Genomic DNA, 18,624 nt, shown 5'->3' with positions numbered 1-18,624 from the left:
GTAGGCCGACGCGGGGTCAGACGATGACCCGGACGGCGTCCGGTTTGGGGAAGGGCATCCGCACCCAGCCCGCCGGCCAGCCCCCGTCGTAGGAGTCCCCTGGTTCGATCCCGAGCAGTCGGGGGAAGCGCCACAGCCACCACTGCTCCTCGCCGCCGCGGCCGGGCCACTCGATGGTCGCCGCGCGGAACCGCCCGTCGAGTTCGTCGAGCACCGGCTGCCGGGCCGGTCGGAACTGCGTGGGCAGGAGGGGCCAGACGCGGGCCAGTCTGGTCCGGCACCAGATCTCGTAGTCGAAATCGTCGAGGCACCACGCGTAGCCCTCCTCCACGCCCGCCACCTGGTGGGCCCAGTGATCGAGCAACGCGGAGAACGTGCAGGGCTGGCCGCCGTCCCAGCGGTCGGCGTCGGCCGCGACCATGGCCGCGTGCACGGCCGCGTCCTCGTGCTCCTGCGTGGCCATGCGCATCCCGTCCGTGCGTCCGAAACCGGTGAAGCAGGTGAAGCAGGTGAGGGCGGCGAGGGCAGGATTCGAACCTACGTCCACCCGGAGTGCGAGCCGGGCGCTCCTCCACAGAGCTTCCTCGCCGCCGGCCCCGATCATCCGTACGCCACGGCTCCCGGGTCAACGGGATTTCGCGGCCCCAGGAGTCACAGCCATTCCTCGGCCGCCGCGCGCTTGCCGCGGCCCGAGAACACCCCCGCCGACCGCATCGCGCTCGCCATCAGCGGGTCGGCGACGGCCACGCCGTGCACCAGCTCCGGCGTGCGCTGGAAGCGAACGGCCTCCGCCGTCGGGCGGGGCGCGGTCCAGCCGCCCGAGACCGGATCCACACCGTGCCGGGCGCAGGCCGCCTCCACCAGCGAACGCGTGCACTCCTTCTCGCCCCGCAGGACCTCCCAGGGCCGCGGCAGATTCGCCCACACGTACGTGTCGGGGTGCAGCCCGCCGCCGCTCCTGCGGTGCCAGGCGGCCACGTCGGCCGCCATCAGCCGCGGGACCTTGCCCGGGCAGACCCGGTCCAGGACCTCCTCCTGGCCCAGTTCGGTCATCAGGGCGAACCAGTGCGCGCGGGCGGTGCCCCAGGCCTGCGCCGCCTGGTTCCACGTCGAGGAGTCGTCGCCCCGCCGCACCACCATGCTCGCCGCCTCGAAGCCGGAGCGGTTCCACGCGTCCTCCAACAGCTCGGCCACCTCGCGCAGGAAGCGGTTCCACCGCACCAGCAGCCGGATCAGCTCCTGGTCGGACAGGTGCCCGAGCACCTCGCGGGTCGGGTGGACGTGCGCCACGGCGAACCAGTCGGTCCGTTCGGGCGCCGCGCGCAGGCGCCCCAGGAGCGCGTCGGCGACCTCGTCGTACGGGCGGCGCTGCGCGGTGTTGGTGAAGACGCTGCGCATGTGGGCGCGGGCGGTGAGGTACGCAATGAACGCGGCGGTGTCGGGGTCCGCGCCGAACACCTCGTACGGCAGCGCGTGCGCGAGCGCGCCCTTGCCGGTCATCGTGACCTCGCGGCGGCGTTGTTCGTGCAGGAGCCGGGCCAGCTTCGCCTCCATCCGCCGCAGCAACCGGAACCGTTTGTTGTACTGACGCTTGGACAGCTCGCCGATGCCGACTTCGTCCCGCTCCATCCGGTTCAGCCGGTCCAGGCCGAAGTCGTTCTCCCCGTACCGGCGGTGGATCTCCTCGCCGGCCCGGCGGATGACCGCCTCGATTTCGGCCGGATCGTCCCCGGCCCCTTCGGGGAGTTCGGGAACGGACGCGAACAGCGTCGTGGCGCGGGCGAGCTGGCGCTGCGCGCCGACGGGCGCGGCGAACTCCTCCAGCATGGAGGTGTATCCGTGCCAGATCCTGCGCAGGGAGTGCTGGGAGGCCTTCTCCAGGGCCTCGGAGGTGGCGGGATCGGGAGCGACCTGACGGGCGGCGAACAGATCCTGGATCAGCTGGGCGATGTCCTCGGGGCGTCTGCGGAGCCCCAGCGAGGCGTGCAACTCGCGGACCAACTGCTCGGCACGGTGCGACGGCATGGGCCTCACCCCGCCACCGGACACCCCGTGACCTCCACCGGTTAACCGGCGGCCGCGACCCGCGGCAGCGGCCTTGGTGTCGAGTACGTCGCAGTTCGATTCCGATCCGATCTCTGGCCTGCGATGATTTCCCGGAACTAGCACGCTTCGGCCCCTGCAGACACCTATCCGAATCTCCGCCGTGTCTGGTTATGATCGGCCTCCCGCCGTCCCCCGCTCGCGAGGACCGATGTCTCCCATGGAACCCGAAGGCATACGTCGGCAGTCGACGACCCGTCGGCGGCGTACCGTGCGCCTGCGCACCCTGCTGATCTGGCTGGCGGTGGTCCCCACCGTCGCGATGGGCACCCAAGTGACGGTGACCGCGGAACGGTTGCTGGCCCAGGCGGACAAGCTGCGGTCCGACGTGGCGGCCGCCGAACAGGTCGGCGCGCCGCTCTACACGCTCATGGTCGACATGCAGGCCGAGCGGACGGCCACCGCCGCCCGGTGGGCGGGTGCCGACAGGTCCGAGGGCGAACTGCGCGCCCGCCGCGATGCCACGGACCTGGCCGCGGCCGAGTTCCGCCGACTCGCGGTCGATCCCTCGCGGTCCTTCGTTGACGTGACCAGGCTGTTGGAGAAGCTGGCCGATCACCGGCAGCGCGCGGACACCCGCAGCGGTTCCGCCGACAGCACCCTGGCCTACTACTCCGATGTGATCGGCAAGGTCATCCAGGTCTACCAGCAGGAGTTCAGCCACGCAGAGGACGCCGAACTCGCCCAGGCGAGCCGTCCCGTGGTGTCGATGCTCCAGGCCACCGAGATGGTGGCGCGCGAGGACACCGTCCTGGCGCTGGCCGGGCCGTCCGGGGACCTGAGCTACGTCGGCTACGACCAGTTCGTCAGTGCCCTGGGCGCCCAGCGGTACCTGCACGAGGCGCTGATCGTGCCGCACCTGACGGCCCGGGACCAGCGGTCCTACGAGCGGGTCGTCGGCTCCCCGGACTGGCAGACCAAGACGCGCATCGAGAGCGCGGTCCTCTCCGGGCACAAGGACATCGCCACGGGCATCAGGCTGCCCGCCGAGACCAGCGGCTGGTCCCCCGCGCACGCGACCTTCTCGGTGCAGATGACCACGCTCAACATCGACCTGGCGCGCTCGGTGCTCGCCCGCGGCGAGGCCAAGGCCGACGACCTACAGGCCGAGGTCGCCTGGCTGATCCTGGGCAGCGCCGGCGGACTGCTGGCCGTCGTGATCGTGGTCGTCTTCACCACCCGGTCGGTGCTCCGCCGCATGAACGACCTGCACGAACGCACGGTGACCGTGGCCGAGGAGACCCTTCCCGAGGTCGTCGCCCGGCTCCGGCGCGGGCAGTCCGTGGACCCCGGGGCCCTGCCGACCGTGACCGGCGACCGGGACGAGGTCGGACGCATCAGCGACGCCTTCGCCCGGGCCGTGGCGGTGTCCGTCGACGGACACCGCGAGCTCGCCGCCGAGCGCCACGGATTCGGCCTGTTCGCCTCGGGCATCGCCTCGCGCACCGGGAACCTGGTCAGCCGCCAGCTGAGCCTCACCGAGGACCTCCAGGACACCTTCGGCCACGACGAGGCACTGCTCGCCGAGCTGATGCGGGCCGACCAACTGACGGTCGGCATGCGGCGGCAGATCGAGAACCTGCTCATCCTGGCCGGCGGCGAGGTCCCCGACCCGCACACCGAGCCCATGCGCGTCGCCGACCTGCTGCGCGAAGCGGCCGCGGAGGTCGAGGACTTCCGGCGCATCGAGCGGCAGGCCCTGGACGAGACCAGCGTTGAACCGAGCGCGATCAGCCAGATCAGCCACTTGCTCGCGGAACTACTGGACAACGCCACCCGGTTCTCCCCGCCGAAGTCCAAGGTGGTCATCCGCGCCGAACTGGTGACGGACGGGCTGTCGGTCGAGATCGAGGACCGGGGTCCGCGGGTGAGCCCCGAGCGCTACGAGGAGATGAACGGGCGCCTGCACGAGGCCCCGCCGTACTCCGTGCTGGCGCAGAACGCGCACCGGCTCGGGCTCTTCGTGGTCGGGCACCTCGCCGACCAGCTCCGCGCGACCGTGACCCTGCGCCGCTCGGTGTACGGGGGCACCACGGCGGTGGTGATCCTGCCCAGGCAGCTGCTGGTGGCGACCGATGAGCAGGCTCCCCGCGAGATCGAGCCGCAGGCCCGGGTCCTGGAGCTGCTCCCGGCTCCGGCTCCGGCTCCGACCTTGGCCCTGGCCGCCGCCGTGCCGAGCCTGCCCGCGGCGCCCGAGCCCGCCCCGGCGCCCGAGCCCGCCCCCGAGCCCGAGCCCGAGCCGCTCGTACACACGAGCGCCGGGCTGCCGAGCCGTCGTGCGAAGGCACCCGCGGCCGTGCCCGCAGCGCCCGCGGCCGTGCCCGCACTCGTACCCGTACCCGCACCCGCGGCCCGCCCCGCCCTCCCGGAGCGCGTCCCGCAGACCCACATCGCCGAACAGCTGCGCGAGCCCCGCGCGCAGGAAAGCGTCGTCCGGCCCGACAACGCGACACCCGAAGAGGTGGCCGATGCCTGGGCGGACTACGAACAGGGGACCCAGACAGTGGAAGAAGAGCTCCGACGGGATCAGCCATGACCACCTCACCGAACACCACGGCAGCCAACGACGCGATCTACAGCGTCCTCGACAACAACCTGAGCAGGATCGCCGGCGTCCAGGGAGCCGTGCTGCTCTCCAACGACGGCATCAAGCTCAGCGCCTACCTGCTCGACGAGCCCCAGGCCGAGCGCATGGCGGCCGCGGCCTCCGGCATCGCGTCCACCATGAAGGCGATATCCCGGGAGATCGACGGCGGTCGCGTCATCCGCCAACTGGTCGAGATGGACGACCGGTACCTCTGCATCGTCGGATGCGGCGAGGGCAGCACGCTCATCGTGGTGACCTCCCGCAAGGCGCGGCTCGGGGAGCTGGGCGGCGAGGCCGTACGGACCGCCCAGGCGCTCGGCGAGTGGCTGGGCACCCCCGAGCGCGGCCAGCCGTCCGCGTAATGCCGCAGGACGAGCCACGATCGCAGCCCCCGGTCCGCCGCCGGACGCGGCTGTACGCCCTGACCGACGGGCGTACGGCCGCCGCGCACACCGTCCTCACCATGGACACCACCATCACGGCGGCGGCCGACGGCGAAGTGGACGGGACCCTGCCCACCGAGTGGCAGGAGATCCTCGCCCTGTGCGCGCCGCCGGGCGGGCGGGCGGTCGCCGAGATAGCGGCACGGATGCACATCCGCCTCACCCCGATGACGCTGCTCCTCGGTGAACTCGCCGACCGCGGGCTGATCCACCACCGGCCGCCCCTGGCGGTCGCCGAGACCACCGACGTCCACCTGCTCATGAGAATCAGGGACAGCCTTGCCCGGATATGACACGACCGCCCCGCAGGAACCGGCCCCGGTCAAGATCCTCGTCGCCGGTGGGTTCGGGGTCGGGAAGACGACCCTGGTGGAGACGATCTCCGAGATCGAGCCGCTGCGCACGGAGGAACGGCTGACGTCCGCCGGCATCGGCGTCGACGATCTCGACGGCATCGAGTCCAAGACGGTGACCACCGTGGCGATGGACTTCGGCCGGCTCACCCTCACCGACGCCGGTGTGGTCCTCTACCTGTTCGGCACGCCCGGCCAGGAACGCTTCTGGTTCATGTGGGACGACCTGCTGAACGGGGCGCTCGGAGCGATCGTGCTGGTCGACACCCGGCGCCTGGACCGCAGCTTTCCGGCCGTGGACTTCTTCGAGAGCCGCGGACTGCCCTTCGTGGTCGGCGCCAACTGCTTCCACGGCGAACAGCCCTACACCGCCGAGGAGATCGGAGCGGCGCTGCACCTGCGGGATCCGAGCACGCCCGTCCTCATGCTCGACGCACGCTCCCGTACGGACGTCCGCGGCTCCCTGCTCGCCCTGCTCGACCTGCTCATCACCAAGGCGCAGGCCCCGGCGGGCGTCAGCGGCTGAGCCCCGACCGGGCTCCGGTCACCGAGGCCAGGTGGTCCGCCAGGTTCCGGTGCGGGGCCCAGCCCTGGGCCCGGGCCCGGGCGAGGTCCAGGACCACCGGGTGCGCCAGCTGGTCCACCGCGTACCGGCTGAGGGCCGGTTCGGACCCGGACACCGCCGCCACGGCCTCCGCGACCCGGGCCGCCGCGGCGGCCAGCGGCAGCGGGAGGTGCCGGATCCGGGCCCGGACGCCGTGGGCGCGCAGGACCGCGGCGACCGCCGCGTCGCGGCCGTACGGCTCCCCGTCGGCGATGTTGTACGCGCCCGGCACCCAGCCCGCCGCCGTCAGGCAGGCCCGCGTCAGGTTCTCCACCGCGGTGAGGCTGAGCGGCACGTCCGGGCCGGGCAGCAGCAGGGTGCCCGCCCGGACCCGGGAGAGCAGCCGGGGCAGCAGCGTGGTGTCGCCCGGCCCGTAGACGGCCCGGGGGCGCAGCACCACCGCCCCGGCGGCCAGCGCCAGGGCCTCGCCCGCCGCCTTCGTCCGGCCGTAGGCGTTCAACTGCCCGGCGCGCGGGTGCTCCTCGTCGACCAGGCCGCGGCCCGGCCGCGGATCGTAGACGCTCGCACTGCTCACCCACACCACGGGCCGCCCGCCCGCCGCTCCGAGCAGCCGCTCGGTGCCGTCCACGTTGACCGCGCGCATCAGCGCCGCGGCCCGCGAGCCGGGGGCCGGATCGCCGACGGCCGCCGCGCAGTGCACCACCAGGTCCACGCCCGCCAGGTCCGGCGGCTCCGCGGCGGCGTCCCAGAAGCGGTGCGTGCCCACCGGGCCCGGTCTGCGGCCCAGGCACACCACCTCGGCCCCGGCCGCCGCGGCGGCCCGCGCGACGTGCCCGCCGCAGAAGCCGCTCGCACCCGTGACCGCGATCACGCCCCGGCCCCGTAGGCCCCGGCCCCGTAGGAACCGGCCGCGCGGCCCCCGGCCCGTACGGTGAGCACGCGCCAGCCGGGCAGTGCCGCCCCCCGGTCCACCCGGGCCCGCGTCACCACCGGCCGGTACGGGGCCAGCGCACCGAGGACGTCGGCCAGTTGGGCCCGGGCCAGCCGGGCCCCGGGACACGCGTGCGGTCCGGCACCGAACACCAGCCGGTCCACGGCCGGACCGGCGGGCCGCAGCGCGTCCGGGTTGCGGCGGTGCGCCCCGGCCGCGTGCCGGGCCACCAGCACCAACCGGTCGCCGCCGCGCACCGGGCAGCCGCCGACGGCGCCGTCCGCCGCGGCCACCCGGGGCAGCAGCGGCGAGGCCGCCGTGACCCGCAGCAGCTCGTCGGCGAGCACCGGCCGCAGGGCCCCGTCCGCCGCCTGCTCCCACAGTCCCGCGTCGGCGCACCAGGCCACCGCCCGGGGCAGCGCGGCGACGGTGGTGTTGACGGCGGCGACCGCCAGCATCGCCGGCAGGGCCTCGCCGCCGGGCCCCAGCAGCAGGCGGAGCCGATCGGCGGCGCGGGCCGCGGCGGCCTCGGCGCGCGGGCGGCGCGGCCCCGGCAGATGGCTGCGTACGGCGGCTGCCGCTGCTTCGGCCGCGGCCCCGGCGACCTCCCGCGGGTCGGCGCCGGACCCCAGCAGGGCGCACACCACCGACCCGGAGAGCTCCCGCGCGAGGTCGACGAGGTCCACCTCGCCGCCCCGGTCCAGCGGCGCGAGACGGCGTACGAGCAACGGCTGCCAGAGCGAGCGGAGGTCCTCGACCACGGCACTGCCCAGCGAGCCCGCGAGGCCCCGCCGGTCCATCCGGTGCCCGTCGCCCTCCTGGTCGAAGAGCACGCCCCCGGACCCGGACCCGGACCCGATCCCGCCGTCGCGCAGGGCCGTCCGCGCGGCGGCGCCCGTCGTACCGGCCGCCGTTCGGTCGAGCGGCAGCCGGGTCAGCGCCTGGCGGTAGGCCTCCGGGCCGTGCACCAGCAGGGTCCGGCCGAGCCGGCGCACCGGACGCCCGCGGGTGGCGGCGAGCAGCCCGAACAACAAGGGATGGCTGTGCAGATAGACCCGGCGGTCCCGGCGGCGGGCACGGGCGTGGGCGTGGGCGGTGGTGCTCATCGGGGGGCGAACCTCCGTGGAATCGGCGGACCGGGTAGGAGCGGTCGGGGAGGGCTCCGGGGGCGCGGCCCCGGAACCGGCCGTGACGCGGGTCCCCGGCCCGGCGGCGCGGGCCGTCACCGCGCGCGGCCCAGTCGGCGCGCCGCCAGCGCGGCCGTCGCCGCCCGGTCCGGTTTGCGCGAGCGCCCCGACAGCGGGATCCGAGTGAGTAGCAGGGCGTCGGGCCGGGCCGTGCCCATCCGCCGGACCGGCTCCGACAGGGCGGCGCGCAGGGCCCGTTCGTCCGCGCCGCGCTGCGGCTGCACGACGGCGACCAGCCGTTCGTCACCGTCGCCGGCCGGGATTCCGACGAGCACGGCCAGTTCCACGCCCGGCACGTGCAGGGCGGGCTCGTACAGCCCCGGGTAGATGTTCTCGGCCCGGCGCAGCACCATGTCCTTGCTCCTGCCTTCGAGGACGATGCGGCCCGCGCCGTCCAGCCGAGCCCGGTCGCCCGTACGCACCCACGGGTCGGGCTCCTCCCCGAGGTAGCGGTGGCGGGCCGCGGGGCCGGACAGCAACAGCTGTCCGTTCCCGTCCGGCTCGGCGCGTACCCCGGGGAGCGGCGCCCCGACCAGGTCGCCGGACTCCCCGGCCGCCTCGAACGCGGACTTCTCCCGCGCCTCGACCGCGGCGGCCGGGAACAGCTCGGTCAGCGCGTACACCCCCCAGGCCTCGGCCGCGCCCGCCGCGCGCACGCGTTCCAGCAGCCCGGCGCCGGCCGGTGCCGAGCCCGTCCACACCCGGCCGTGGAAGCGGGCGCCCGCGCCCAGCGCGTCCCGCAGCCGGGGCGGGGTCAGATAGGTGTCCTCGGGCCGCAGCCGGTGCAGCTGACGGGCCAACACCCGGGAGTCGCCCGCGGGGAGGGCGACGGCCGCGCCGCGCGCCAGCGAGGGGACGAGGACGAAGAAGGTGCCGCCGAGCACCGGCCGGTCCCCGCACGCGTCGAAGAGGGTGGAGACCGTGCTCATGCCGGCGGCCAGGCTCGCCCGGGTGTGGACGACGGCCCGCGGCAGGGAGGTGGTCCCGGAGGTGAACACGATCACCGCGTCGGCGTCCCCGTCCAGGTCGGCGCCCGGCGCGGGCACGCCCCGGCGGGGCGCGCCCAGGTCCAGCGCGGGCGCGCAGCCCGGCAGCCGGGGCCCGACCGTGGCCACCGGGCCCAGCCCGGCCAGGTCAGGCAGCGCGAGGTGGGCCCGGCGGGCCAGCGGCCGGGCCCAGCCCGCCACCGCCTGCGCGGTCGCGTCGGCCAGCACCAGCGCGGGCCGGGCCAGCGCGAGGCGGGCGCGCAGCACGTCGGGTCCGGCGCCCGGGTCCAGTACGGCCCCGCGCAGCCCGAGCCGCCACAGCGCGAGCAGGACGGCCAGGGCGCGCGGCCCGGGGCGCACGGCGACGCCGACGGTGTCCCCGGCGCGCAGCCCGCGCGCGTGCAGGGCCGCGGCGAAGGCGTCCGCCAGCCCGGCGAGTTCGCCGCGGGTGGCGCGCACCCGGGGCGCACCGGTGCGGGTGGCGGTGAGCACGGCGGGCCGCTCGGGGCGGCTGCGCAGCGCGCGGTCGAGGTGGTCCAACATCAGCGGGGGTCGTCCGTTCCGTGCGTGCCGCTGCCCTGGTCGAGGTACCAGCGGGCGGTGCCGGCGATCCCGTAGGCCCGCAGCCGCCGCGTGGAGTTCTCCACGACCATGTCCCGGCAGTGCGTGATCCGGTCGCTGTGGCGGCGTACGGCATTGAGGAAGAGCCGGTCGGTCGGTGAGGGGCGCCGGGGCATTCCGCCGACGCCCAGGTACAGCTCGGCGGTGATGGCCATGTTGTTCCCGGCGTGCATGCGGTACGGCGCCCGGTAGCCGCGCCGCCGGGCGTGCTCGGGCCGCAGCCGGCCGAAGAGCGCGGCGAGGGCCACCAGCGCGCCGAACCCGGCCCGGCCCAGCGGTCCGTGCTCGTCGCGGCGGGCCACGATCCGCCCGCACACCAGCCCGGGGCTGCGGTGCAGCGCGCTGCGGGCGGCGCCGGTCCAGCCGGGCCGCGGCAGGCAGTCGGCGTCCGTCCGGGCGAGCAGGGCCGCGCCGCGGCCGATCGCGTACCGGAACCCGGTGTCCACCGCGGAGCCGACCCCCTTCTCCGGCTCCTCGATCACCTCCACCGGGAAGGGCGCGCCGGCCGCGAACGCGCGGGCCACCGCGCCCGTACCGTCCGTCGAGGCGTTGTCGACGACCAGCAGGGTGAAGTCCCGGTCCCGCTGGGCGGCGAGCGCCCGCAGGGTGTCGGCCAGCCGGGCCTCTTCCTCGTGCGCGGGCACGACCACCCACATCGGCGCGGTCGCGGCGCTCACGACTTCTCCCAGACCATCGTCATGATGCTGATGCCGCCGCCGAGACCCACGAACAACACCCTTTCCCCGGGCACGAGTTCCCCGAAGACCCGGTCCAGCTGGAGGCCGATGCTCGCGCTCGCGACGTTGCCGAGCTCGGGCACCGTCACCACCAGCTTCCCGGCGGGCACCCCGGTCAGTTCCGCGAACCGCTCCAGATACGGCACCGTCACCTGGTGCACCAGTACCTTGGCGAAGCCGTCCCAGTCCATGCCCGTGCGGTGCAGCGTCCGGTCGATGACCGCGGTGCCCACCTTCTCGAAGACGCCCCGCAGTTCGTGCCCGTCGCCGCGGAAGTACGTGTACGCGTCCCCGCGCGGGTGCCGTGACCCACCGCCCGGGATGCCCCCGACCCCCCAGTGCTCCGAATGGGTCTCGGTGTCCACGTCGACGATCCCGCCGCGCTCCACGGCCTCCACGACCACCGCCGCCCCCGCGTCGCCAAAGGTGTACCCGGCGAAGCCGTCGCGCAGTTCGGCGAGATCGGCCGGGTCCTTGCGCACGGCCCGGCTCGGCGTCTCGCCGGTGACCACCAGGGCCCGTCGCGCCCGCCCGGCAAGGATCATGGAGCGGGCGAGGTCGATCCCGTTGACGAAACTGTTGCAGGCGTTGGTGACGTCCAGGGCGTGGGCCCGCGAGCCCAGCTCCGTCTGCACGATGTGCGCGGTGGCCGGCTCCACCAGGTCGCGGGAGGCGGACGCGAACAGCAGCAGGTCGACGTCGAGCGGACCGAGTCCGGCGGCCGCCAGGGCCCGGCGGGCGGCGCCCACCGCGAGGGTGGAGGCGTACACGCCCTCGCCGGCGACCCGGCGGGAGACGATCCCGGTGGCCTGGGTCAGCAGCCTCGGAGGCAGCGCCAGTCCACTGCGGCGCGCCACCTCCCGCTGAAGGGCGTCGGAGGACAGCACCTCGTCGGGCAGCAGGCTGCCGACGGCGGTTATCCCGGCGCGCAGCGCGGCGCGCGGCAGCGGATCAGATGGCTGAAGGAACATGCACACACGATGACAAGCCGGCCGCGCCGGGGCCTGAGTACGGATGCTCAGTTCGGCGCCACCGGCTGCACGGCCCGCCTGAGTACGGCGAGCACCCGATTCGCCTCCCGGCCAACCCCGCGACGGTCAGGGCCCGTTTACCTGAGGTGAGGCGGGACCGGCGTACGGGGTGATCCGCGGGTCGGTGCCGCCCGGCGGACGCGTCCGGAAGGCGGCCCGGGCGGCCGACAGGGCCGGCGCCAGGAACCGCCACGGCCCGTACCCGAGGCACACGGCGACCGCCACCACCCCGATGAGCGTGGCGAGGACCCGGGCGATCGGCTCCGGATCCACGAGATCAGCCCCCGTTCCCACCGGCGCCGGCACGGCCGGAGCGGCGCCCTGCGAAGCGTTCGCGCAGGCGGCCGAAGGCACTCGGCCGCTGCCAGCCGCGGAACTCGTCGGCCCACCGCCCGTCCAGCCGGGTCAGCGACTCCGCCACCTCTGCCAGCTCCTTCGCCGCCAGGCTCCGTACGGCCGGCCGCAGCACCCCGTCGAGCAGGTCCGTGCGGGCCTCCTGCCAGGCCGGGCCGGCCTGCGGCTGAGAGGACCACGCCGTGAAGCAGTCCGCGACGAAGCCCGGATCCAACCGCAGCCGATCACGGACCGCCGGTGTGCGCGCCGCCGCCCGGTAGGCGGCCAACAGCTCCGCGTCGTTGCTCTCGATCAGCGCCCGCAGCTCGCTGTCCGGCCGGTCCCCGGCCAGCAGCCGGGCGCACAGGGCCGCGTACGCGCTCTCCCGCGGGCCCGGCTCCGGATCCAGCGACCGCAGGTCCAGCGCCCGGCGGACCCAGCCCGCGCCCGCCGAGCCCGACCGCAGGTTCCGAGCCAGCTCCAGCATCAGCAGCGACGGCCGTAGCCGGGCCGGGATCTCCTCCTGGAACTGCCCGAGGAGCTCCGGTGCCAGCTGCTCGGCCCCGGTGTCCCCGGCCGGGGCCCGCACGGCCGCCCGTACGAGCAACTCCCAGGTTCCGGCCTCCCGGTGGGCCTTCGGCCCGGTCGCCATCAGCACCAGCGCGGCATCGCCCGCCCCCGGCGGGTCCCCCTCCCACACCAGCCGCATCGCGGTCCGCAGCACGAGTGGCTCCGCGTACAGCGAGACGCCCGAGCGGGCCAGCAGGGCGTTCAGGGCTCCGACCCGGTCCGGGGCGGGCTCGGCCACCGCCGCGGCCTCGGCGCACATCCGCAGGTGCGGCCGCGCATCGGCCGCGGTCAGCCGCAGTCCGGTCCGGTCGAACAGGTGCCGTCCGGCGGCCGGATCGCCCGCCGCGAGCGAGTCCAGCCGGTCGAGCACGAGGGCACGCAGCCCGGGCAGTTCGGCCAGCGCGGCCCGCACGCCCGCCCCGTACGCACGCTCCGGATCGGCGAGCAGCGCGAGCGCCAACTGCCGGGCCGTACCGGGCAGCAGGTCGCCCACGTCCACCCCGAGCACCGAGGCCACCCGCAACAGGCCGGCCGAGTGGGCCGGTTCGGTCGCCGTGCCGCCCAGCGCCGCACGCAGGCCCGGTTCCAGTTCCGCCGCCAGCCGCCCGCGGACGGCCGCGCCCAGGGCGCCCGCGGTGGGCAGGGCCGTGGGCGGCGCCCCGGTCCGTACGGCCTCGGTCAGGGTCATGACCACCAGCGGTTCGCACACCGCGGGCGGGGCCCAGCCGTCCAGGGCCGCGAGCAGCCGCCCGGCCGCGGCGACCTCCACCGGGTCCCGGTCCCCGGCCGGGCGGCCCAGCGCCAGCGCCAGCGCGTGCAGCCGTACGTCGTCCAGCGCGTTCCGGTGCCCGGCGGCCCAGTCGGCGGCCGCGATCCGGCCGGGGGAGGGCAGGGCGATGTCCGCGGCCAGGGCGAGCGCGGCCAGCGGGCCCGCGTCGTAGGGCCCGGTGGTCAGTCGCCGCACCTGGGCGACCAGGTCCTGGCGCTGCGCCTGCCAGACGCGGGCGGCGGTGTCGGCCCACACGTCCGGCTCCCCGGCGGCGGGGGCGGCGGCGCGAGTGGCGTCGTAGATCCGGTAGCGGTGCTCCTGCCCGGCGAGGACGGGCCCGTCCTCGGGCACCACCCCGATGATCTGCTGCCGGGCGAGCTGCGGCCGCCGGGTGTAAGTGGTGAAGGTGAGCCACTGTCCCCGCTGGTGCGGCAGCACACTGCACGCGAGCATGATCCAGCGGGCGACGGCCTCGCTGTCCGCCTCCACGAGCACGATCTGCGGGGCGTCCGGGTCCTCGCCGAGCCGGCGCACATCGGCGAAGAAGGCGGCCAGCCAAGGTGCGCGGTCGGCGACGAAAGCGGCCAGCGCGGCCCGGTCGAGGCGGCCCGGAGCGGGTACCGCGGCCAGCGCGGGAGCGCCGGCCTCCGGGGTCGTGGCGGCCCACTGCGGCGAGCCCCAGGCGGTGATCGGCAACTCGCCCACGGCCGGGCCGGAACCGGCGGGTTGCGGCAGGTGCACCGCGTGGGCGTGGAAATTGCCCCACCGGCCGCTGTGGTCGGCGCCCGTGTACACCGAGCGCGCCAGCAGCCGGCTGCCGTCGGCCAGCACGTTCAGGCTGAGCGCCTGCGGAAAGCCGGCCAGCTCCCGCGGCCCCGGACGCGGCGGCGCGTCCCGGGGCGGCTCGTAGCCGATCAGCTGCTCCGCCTCGCGCAGCAGGGTGGCCGGCACCCCGGGGCTGACGGCCGTGAACCGGAAACCGGAGCCGTCGGGACCGGGCGGCGCCGAGGTGTAGTGCAGTTGGGCGAGATTCATGACGTCCCCTCGGAGCCGTTACGGCCACCCCGGCCACGACCACCAGTGCCACGGCCGCCCGGGCCCGTGAAGTCGGTCCATATCGTGTCGAGTTCGGTGCTGCAGGTATGGGCGCCGCGCACCCCCGTGGCGGACATCTGGCATCGGTACGGGGACCGGTCGAAGCAGTAGGGGCAGACGACGGAGGTCATGTCAGCGGACCACCAGGGAGGGGAGAGGAGGCTCTTCGAGCCGGACGGAGGCGGCGCCGCCGCCGAGGAGAAAACCGCGCAGGGAGTACGGGCGGCCAGGGGCGACGGCGGTGTCGACCGGGCGCTCCACCGTGCCGGTGCCGGTGCCGGTCCCGGCGCAGCGACCGCAGCACGCCGGCGCCGACGTGCCGGAGCCGACCGGGCCCGGCGACGGCGAAGATCTCGTCGAGCACCCGTAAGCGGCCGCCGGACGGGACCAGTAGTTCGCCCAAGTGACTTAATCCGATGGTCTGTTGTGCGGCGAGGAGTTCCCCGTACGCTCCCACGAGCGGCGACAGCGGCAGTCCGGAGAGCGCGCGGGGCAGCCCGATGGCGTGCCCGAAGTCGGTCCCGGCCATCGCCCTGCGCCCCCCGTGCAGTGTGTGCGAGGTCATTTCAGCAGATGTGCAGGTCGTCCGTGGGCTCTTTCGTTCTCCAGCTGTACGGCGCAGTGTCACGGAGCGATCTCCGTCCAGTACCCCGGGCCCGCTGTCCTTGGGGCGCCCCTCGACTCCCCCCTCACCCACAGAGGTCGTCACCCCATGGCAGAACTCAACCGTCGCAGGTTCCTGCAGATAACCGGTGGCGCCGCCGCCCTCACGATGCTGAACGACAGCATCGCCCGGGCCGCCGCCATCCCGGCGCAGGGCACCACCGGAACGATCCAGGACATCGAACACGTCGTCGTCCTGATGCAGGAGAACCGGTCCTTCGACCACTACTTCGGCGCGATGAAGGGGGTCCGGGGCTTCGGTGACCCGCGGCCGGTCCTCCAGGACAACGGCAAGCCGGTCTTCTTCCAGTCGAACGGGACGAAGGACGTCCTGCCCTTCCACCCGCAGGTCCAGGACCTCGGCATGCAGTTCCTGGAGGGGCTCAACCACGACTGGGCCGGCGGCCACCAGGCGTACAACAACGGCAAGTACGACAAGTGGGTCCCGGCCAAGACGGCCACGACCATGTCGTACATGACCCGGAACGACATCCCGTTCCACTACGCCCTCGCCGACGCCTTCACGGTGTGCGACGCCTACCACTGCTCCTTCATCGGCGCCACGGACCCGAACCGCTACTACCTGTGGACGGGGTACACCGGCAACGACGGCGTCGGCGGCGGCCCGGTCCTCGGCAACCAGGAGGCCGGCTACGGCTGGAAGACCTACCCCGAGCGGCTGGAGGCGGCCGGCATCTCCTGGAAGGTCTACCAGGACATCGGCGACGGCCTGAACGCCGCCGGATCCTGGGGCTGGATCAACGACGCCTTCCGCGGCAACTACGGTGACAACTCGCTGCTGTACTTCAACACCTACCGGGGCGCCCAGCCCGGCAGCCCCCTGTACGAGAAAGCCCGTACGGGCACGAACGTCAAGGCGGGCGACGGCTACTTCGACCGGCTGCGCGCGGACGTGACGGCCGGCACGCTGCCCCAGGTCTCCTGGATCGCCGCCCCGGAGGCGTTCAGCGAGCACGCGAACTGGCCGACGAACTTCGGCGCCTGGTACATCTCGCAGGTCCTGGACGCGCTGACGGCGAACCCGGCGGTGTGGGCGAAGACCGCCCTGTTCATCACCTACGACGAGAACGACGGCTTCTTCGACCACGTGGTCCCGCCGTACCCGCCGGCCTCCTCGGCCTGGGGCCTGTCCACGGCCGACGTGTCGAAGGACCTCTACGCCGGTGGCGGCGGCTACGCGGCCGGACCGTACGGGCTCGGCCCGCGCGTCCCGATGATCGTGGTCTCCCCCTGGAGCAAGGGCGGCTACGTCTGCTCCGAGACCTTCGACCACACCTCCGTGATCCGCTTCATGGAGAAGCGCTTCGGGGTGCAGGAGCCCAACATCTCCCCGTGGCGGCGCGCCGTCTGCGGTGACCTGACCTCGGCCTTCGACTTCACCCGGGCCGATGCCGCGCCCGCCGCACTGCCGTCCACGGCCGGGTACGTCCCGCCGGACAAGGACCGCCACCCCTCCTACCACCCGACCCCGCCGGTGACGGGCGTGCTGCCCCCGCAGGAGGCCGGGTCCAAGCCGACCCGCGCGCTCGGCTACAGCCCCTACGTGGACGGCGCACGCACCACGTCCACCGGCAAGTTCACCCTCACCTTCGCCTCCGGACCGACCCTGGGCGCCCACTTCCACAGCACCTCGGGCAACCGCACGGACGGCCCCTGGCCCTACACGGTCGAGGCGGGCAAGACGCTCGTCGACACCTGGTCCACCAGCAGCTCCACCGGCAACCAGATCAACCTCACGGTGTGGGGCCCGAACGGCTTCCTGCGCACCTGGAAGGGCCCGGCGAAGAAGGCCGGCCCCGAGGTCACGGCCCGCCACTCGGCGGCCACCGGCAACCTGGCCCTGACGCTGACCAACTCCGGGACGGCGGCCGTCAACCTCACGGTGACCAACACCTACGGCGGCGCGGCCCAGACCCTCAGGGTGGCGGCCGGCGCGACGGTCTCCCACACGGTGGACCTCGTCGCCTCGGGCCGCTGGTACGACGTGAAGGTCGTCTCCGACGCCGACGCCACCTTCTTGCGCCGCTTCGCCGGACACGTGGAGACCGGCGCCCCGGGCGTTTCGGACCCGGCCATCAGGACCGTCTGATCCGGTCCTCCGGTGCGCGCAGCAGCCGCCGTTCCAGGACCGCGAGGTCCGCGGGACGGTGGCTGCGGGCGTGCCGCAGCAGGCGGTCCCGCGCGGTGTCGGGCACCCGGCGCCGCTTCGGGTGCCGGGTGGTGAACGCTTCGCTCGCGAAGAACCGCACGGCCCCGTCCAGGCCGGCCCGGTCCGTCTCCCGCACTCCCCAGGCGAGTTGCTCCGTCGCAGCTGCGGCCAGCAGCCGCGCGGGGGCCCGTTCCGCGAGGAGCCACGCCGCGTCCCGGGGCTCGTCCCGTACGGCGCCCAGCCAGCTGAACAGCGTTGCCGGCGGCACCCCGTGCGGCGCCCGGGGCCCTTCCTCGCCCGCGGCGAGGGCCGCGGCGTACTCCCGCAGCTCCGCGGGCGCCGCGGCCACCCACCGCGCGCGGTGCCGGGCGGGGATGCCGCCCTGGGACAGCGGGTCGAGCAGGCGCCGCGCCTGCGGTCCGCGGTGTTCCGCGTGCAGGTCCTCCCGGCACATGCAGTCGAACGTGTCGTCGACGGGGTGGTCGGCGGCGTCCTGCCGCCGGGCCGCCTCCACCGCGCCGATCTCGGTCGGATCGCTGATCACGTACGTCCCGGGATGGTGCGGGTGGCGCGCTCCGTCCGGTCGCGAGAAGTCCCCCGTGATCAGGGGCTGCGGGCGCGGTATCGGGTTCACGGTGTGATGGTAGATCCGTTGGGCAGAACCTCCGGCGTCGGTTTTCTTCGCCACGTCACCGAGGGAGAACGCATGGCCATCGCCCATCGCAGGATCGGCACCGGACCCGTCCGCGTCATCGTGCTGCACGACTGGTTCGGCACCTCCGCGAACTGGGGTTCCGTACTGGACCACCTGGACCCCGAGGGCTTCAGTTACGTCTTCCTCGACTACCGCGGCTACGGCGACCGCCGCGACGTCCCCGGCCGCCACACCCTGGCCGAGATCGCCGACGACGTCCTCGAACTCGCCGACCAGCTCGGCTGGGACACCTTCTCCCTCCTCGGCCACTCCATGGGCGGCAAGGCGGTCCAGCAGGTCCTCGTCCGTGCCCCCGAGCGGGTGGAGAAGCTGATCGGGCTCGCCCCGGTCCCGGCCGGGCCCTACGTGATGGACGACGCGAACCACGCCCTCTTCCACGGCGCCGCGACCGATCCCGAGAAGCGCCGCGTGATCCTCGACCTGGTCACGGGCAACCGTGCGAGTCGGTACTGGCTCGACGGGATGGTCGCCCACTCGCTGGCCGTCTCCCGCCCCGAGGCCTTCGCCGGCTACCTCGCGAGCTGGCAGCCGCTCGACCTGTCCGCCGCAGTGAAGGGCAACACCGTCCCGGTGCTCGTCCTCGTCGGGGAGTACGACCTCGCGATCACCGCGGATGTGATGAGGGACACCTGGCGGGCCTCCTACCCGGACTGCCGGATCGTGACGGTCCCGGGCTCCGGCCACTACCTGCCGCACGAGACCCCGGTGGCCTTCGTCACCGCGGTGGAGGCCTTCCTGCGGATCTAGCCGGGCGGCGAACCGGGC

The 18,624-nt window shown here is 74.5% G+C and carries 17 protein-coding genes and 1 tRNA gene; 7 read left to right on the top strand and 11 right to left on the bottom strand.

Going from position 1 to position 18,624, the window contains the following annotated elements; translation table 11 throughout:
* Positions 1 to 16: 16 nt before the first annotated feature.
* From OG207_RS11145 to OG207_RS11135, 3 genes are all read right to left on the bottom strand, one after another.
* Entirely contained in the window at positions 17 to 547 is a 531-nt protein-coding gene (locus OG207_RS11145) for a hypothetical protein (RefSeq protein ID WP_329098187.1), read from the bottom strand.
* Positions 517 to 589, bottom strand: a tRNA-Ala gene (locus OG207_RS11140). The genes OG207_RS11145 and OG207_RS11140 overlap by 31 nt, the downstream gene beginning before the upstream one ends.
* Before the next feature lie 62 nt (positions 590 to 651).
* Entirely contained in the window at positions 652 to 2,025 is a 1,374-nt protein-coding gene (locus OG207_RS11135; protein ID WP_329098185.1) for a hypothetical protein, read from the bottom strand.
* Positions 2,026 to 2,263: 238 nt separating this feature from the next.
* Here OG207_RS11135 and OG207_RS11130 point away from each other — a divergent pair, with 238 nt between their 5' ends.
* From OG207_RS11130 to OG207_RS11115, 4 genes are read left to right on the top strand one after another with little or no spacing between them, the layout of a single operon-like run.
* Entirely contained in the window at positions 2,264 to 4,639 is a 2,376-nt protein-coding gene (locus OG207_RS11130) for a sensor histidine kinase (protein WP_329098182.1), read from the top strand.
* The gene (locus tag OG207_RS11125) at positions 4,636 to 5,052 is read left to right on the top strand and encodes a roadblock/LC7 domain-containing protein (protein ID WP_202199133.1); all 417 of its coding nucleotides are present in this window, start codon (positions 4,636 to 4,638) and stop codon (positions 5,050 to 5,052) included. The genes OG207_RS11130 and OG207_RS11125 overlap by 4 nt, the downstream gene beginning before the upstream one ends.
* Positions 5,052 to 5,426, top strand: coding sequence for a DUF742 domain-containing protein (locus OG207_RS11120; RefSeq protein ID WP_329098179.1), 375 nt, complete (start codon positions 5,052 to 5,054; stop codon positions 5,424 to 5,426). The genes OG207_RS11125 and OG207_RS11120 overlap by 1 nt, the downstream gene beginning before the upstream one ends.
* Positions 5,413 to 6,012: a GTP-binding protein gene (locus OG207_RS11115; protein ID WP_329098177.1), complete on the top strand. Its 600-nt coding sequence runs from the start codon at positions 5,413 to 5,415 to the stop codon at positions 6,010 to 6,012. Before OG207_RS11120 ends, OG207_RS11115 begins: the two co-directional genes overlap by 14 nt.
* On the opposite strand, the gene OG207_RS11110 is transcribed toward OG207_RS11115, so the two are convergent.
* The 7 genes from OG207_RS11110 to OG207_RS11080 form a co-directional block, all read right to left on the bottom strand.
* Positions 6,002 to 6,922: an NAD-dependent epimerase/dehydratase family protein gene (locus OG207_RS11110; RefSeq protein ID WP_329098175.1), complete on the bottom strand. Its 921-nt coding sequence runs from the start codon at positions 6,920 to 6,922 to the stop codon at positions 6,002 to 6,004. The two genes, OG207_RS11115 and OG207_RS11110, sit on opposite strands and share 11 nt — an antisense overlap.
* Complete coding sequence (locus OG207_RS11105) at positions 6,919 to 8,088, bottom strand: cytochrome P450 (protein ID WP_329098173.1); 1,170 nt, start codon at positions 8,086 to 8,088, stop codon at positions 6,919 to 6,921. Before OG207_RS11105 ends, OG207_RS11110 begins: the two co-directional genes overlap by 4 nt.
* Before the next feature lie 116 nt (positions 8,089 to 8,204).
* Complete coding sequence (locus OG207_RS11100; protein WP_329098171.1) at positions 8,205 to 9,698, bottom strand: class I adenylate-forming enzyme family protein; 1,494 nt, start codon at positions 9,696 to 9,698, stop codon at positions 8,205 to 8,207.
* On the bottom strand, positions 9,698 to 10,453 hold the full coding sequence (locus tag OG207_RS11095) for a glycosyltransferase family A protein (RefSeq protein WP_329098169.1): 756 nt from the start codon (positions 10,451 to 10,453) through the stop codon (positions 9,698 to 9,700). The genes OG207_RS11100 and OG207_RS11095 overlap by 1 nt, the downstream gene beginning before the upstream one ends.
* Entirely contained in the window at positions 10,450 to 11,484 is a 1,035-nt protein-coding gene (locus OG207_RS11090; RefSeq protein WP_329098167.1) for a 3-oxoacyl-ACP synthase III family protein, read from the bottom strand. The genes OG207_RS11095 and OG207_RS11090 overlap by 4 nt, the downstream gene beginning before the upstream one ends.
* Before the next feature lie 126 nt (positions 11,485 to 11,610).
* Complete coding sequence (locus OG207_RS11085; RefSeq protein ID WP_329098165.1) at positions 11,611 to 11,817, bottom strand: hypothetical protein; 207 nt, start codon at positions 11,815 to 11,817, stop codon at positions 11,611 to 11,613.
* Positions 11,818 to 11,821: 4 nt separating this feature from the next.
* Positions 11,822 to 14,251 (bottom strand): GTPase-associated protein 1-related protein, encoded by a 2,430-nt coding sequence (locus tag OG207_RS11080; protein ID WP_329098163.1) that lies wholly within the window; start codon positions 14,249 to 14,251, stop codon positions 11,822 to 11,824.
* A 301-nt stretch (positions 14,252 to 14,552) separates the two neighbouring features.
* Here OG207_RS11080 and OG207_RS11075 point away from each other — a divergent pair, with 301 nt between their 5' ends.
* On the top strand, positions 14,553 to 14,681 hold the full coding sequence (locus OG207_RS11075) for a hypothetical protein (protein WP_329098162.1): 129 nt from the start codon (positions 14,553 to 14,555) through the stop codon (positions 14,679 to 14,681).
* 342 nt (positions 14,682 to 15,023) lie between these two features.
* Entirely contained in the window at positions 15,024 to 17,084 is a 2,061-nt protein-coding gene (locus OG207_RS11070) for a phosphocholine-specific phospholipase C (RefSeq protein WP_329098160.1), read from the top strand.
* Here OG207_RS11070 and OG207_RS11065 read toward each other — a convergent pair.
* Positions 17,071 to 17,778, bottom strand: coding sequence for a hypothetical protein (locus OG207_RS11065; protein ID WP_329098158.1), 708 nt, complete (start codon positions 17,776 to 17,778; stop codon positions 17,071 to 17,073). The genes OG207_RS11070 and OG207_RS11065 overlap by 14 nt on opposite strands.
* A gap of 72 nt (positions 17,779 to 17,850) precedes the next feature.
* Between OG207_RS11065 and OG207_RS11060 the strand changes: the two genes are divergently transcribed.
* Positions 17,851 to 18,606 (top strand): alpha/beta fold hydrolase, encoded by a 756-nt coding sequence (locus OG207_RS11060; protein ID WP_329098157.1) that lies wholly within the window; start codon positions 17,851 to 17,853, stop codon positions 18,604 to 18,606.
* The last annotated feature ends 18 nt before the right edge of the window (positions 18,607 to 18,624 follow it).

Source organism: Streptomyces sp. NBC_01439 (genome assembly GCF_036227605.1).
GTDB lineage: Bacteria > Actinomycetota > Actinomycetes > Streptomycetales > Streptomycetaceae > Streptomyces.
This window is presented reverse-complemented; position numbering and strand designations above follow the sequence as displayed.

What these genes read in the sequence shown, in the direction of transcription:
- OG207_RS11070 (WP_329098160.1), top strand. Translation starts at nt 15,024, where the DNA reads ATGGCAGAACTCAACCGTCGCAGGTTCCTGCAGATAACCGGTGGCGCC.
- OG207_RS11060 (WP_329098157.1), top strand. Translation starts at nt 17,851, where the DNA reads ATGGCCATCGCCCATCGCAGGATCGGCACCGGACCCGTCCGCGTCATC.
- OG207_RS11090 (WP_329098167.1), bottom strand. Translation starts at nt 11,484, where the DNA reads ATGTTCCTTCAGCCATCTGATCCGCTGCCGCGCGCCGCGCTGCGCGCC.
- OG207_RS11080 (WP_329098163.1), bottom strand. Translation starts at nt 14,251, where the DNA reads ATGAATCTCGCCCAACTGCACTACACCTCGGCGCCGCCCGGTCCCGAC.
- OG207_RS11100 (WP_329098171.1), bottom strand. Translation starts at nt 9,698, where the DNA reads ATGTTGGACCACCTCGACCGCGCGCTGCGCAGCCGCCCCGAGCGGCCC.
- OG207_RS11125 (WP_202199133.1), top strand. Translation starts at nt 4,636, where the DNA reads ATGACCACCTCACCGAACACCACGGCAGCCAACGACGCGATCTACAGC.
- OG207_RS11105 (WP_329098173.1), bottom strand. Translation starts at nt 8,088, where the DNA reads ATGAGCACCACCGCCCACGCCCACGCCCGTGCCCGCCGCCGGGACCGC.
- OG207_RS11120 (WP_329098179.1), top strand. Translation starts at nt 5,052, where the DNA reads ATGCCGCAGGACGAGCCACGATCGCAGCCCCCGGTCCGCCGCCGGACG.
- OG207_RS11135 (WP_329098185.1), bottom strand. Translation starts at nt 2,025, where the DNA reads ATGCCGTCGCACCGTGCCGAGCAGTTGGTCCGCGAGTTGCACGCCTCG.
- OG207_RS11130 (WP_329098182.1), top strand. Translation starts at nt 2,264, where the DNA reads ATGGAACCCGAAGGCATACGTCGGCAGTCGACGACCCGTCGGCGGCGT.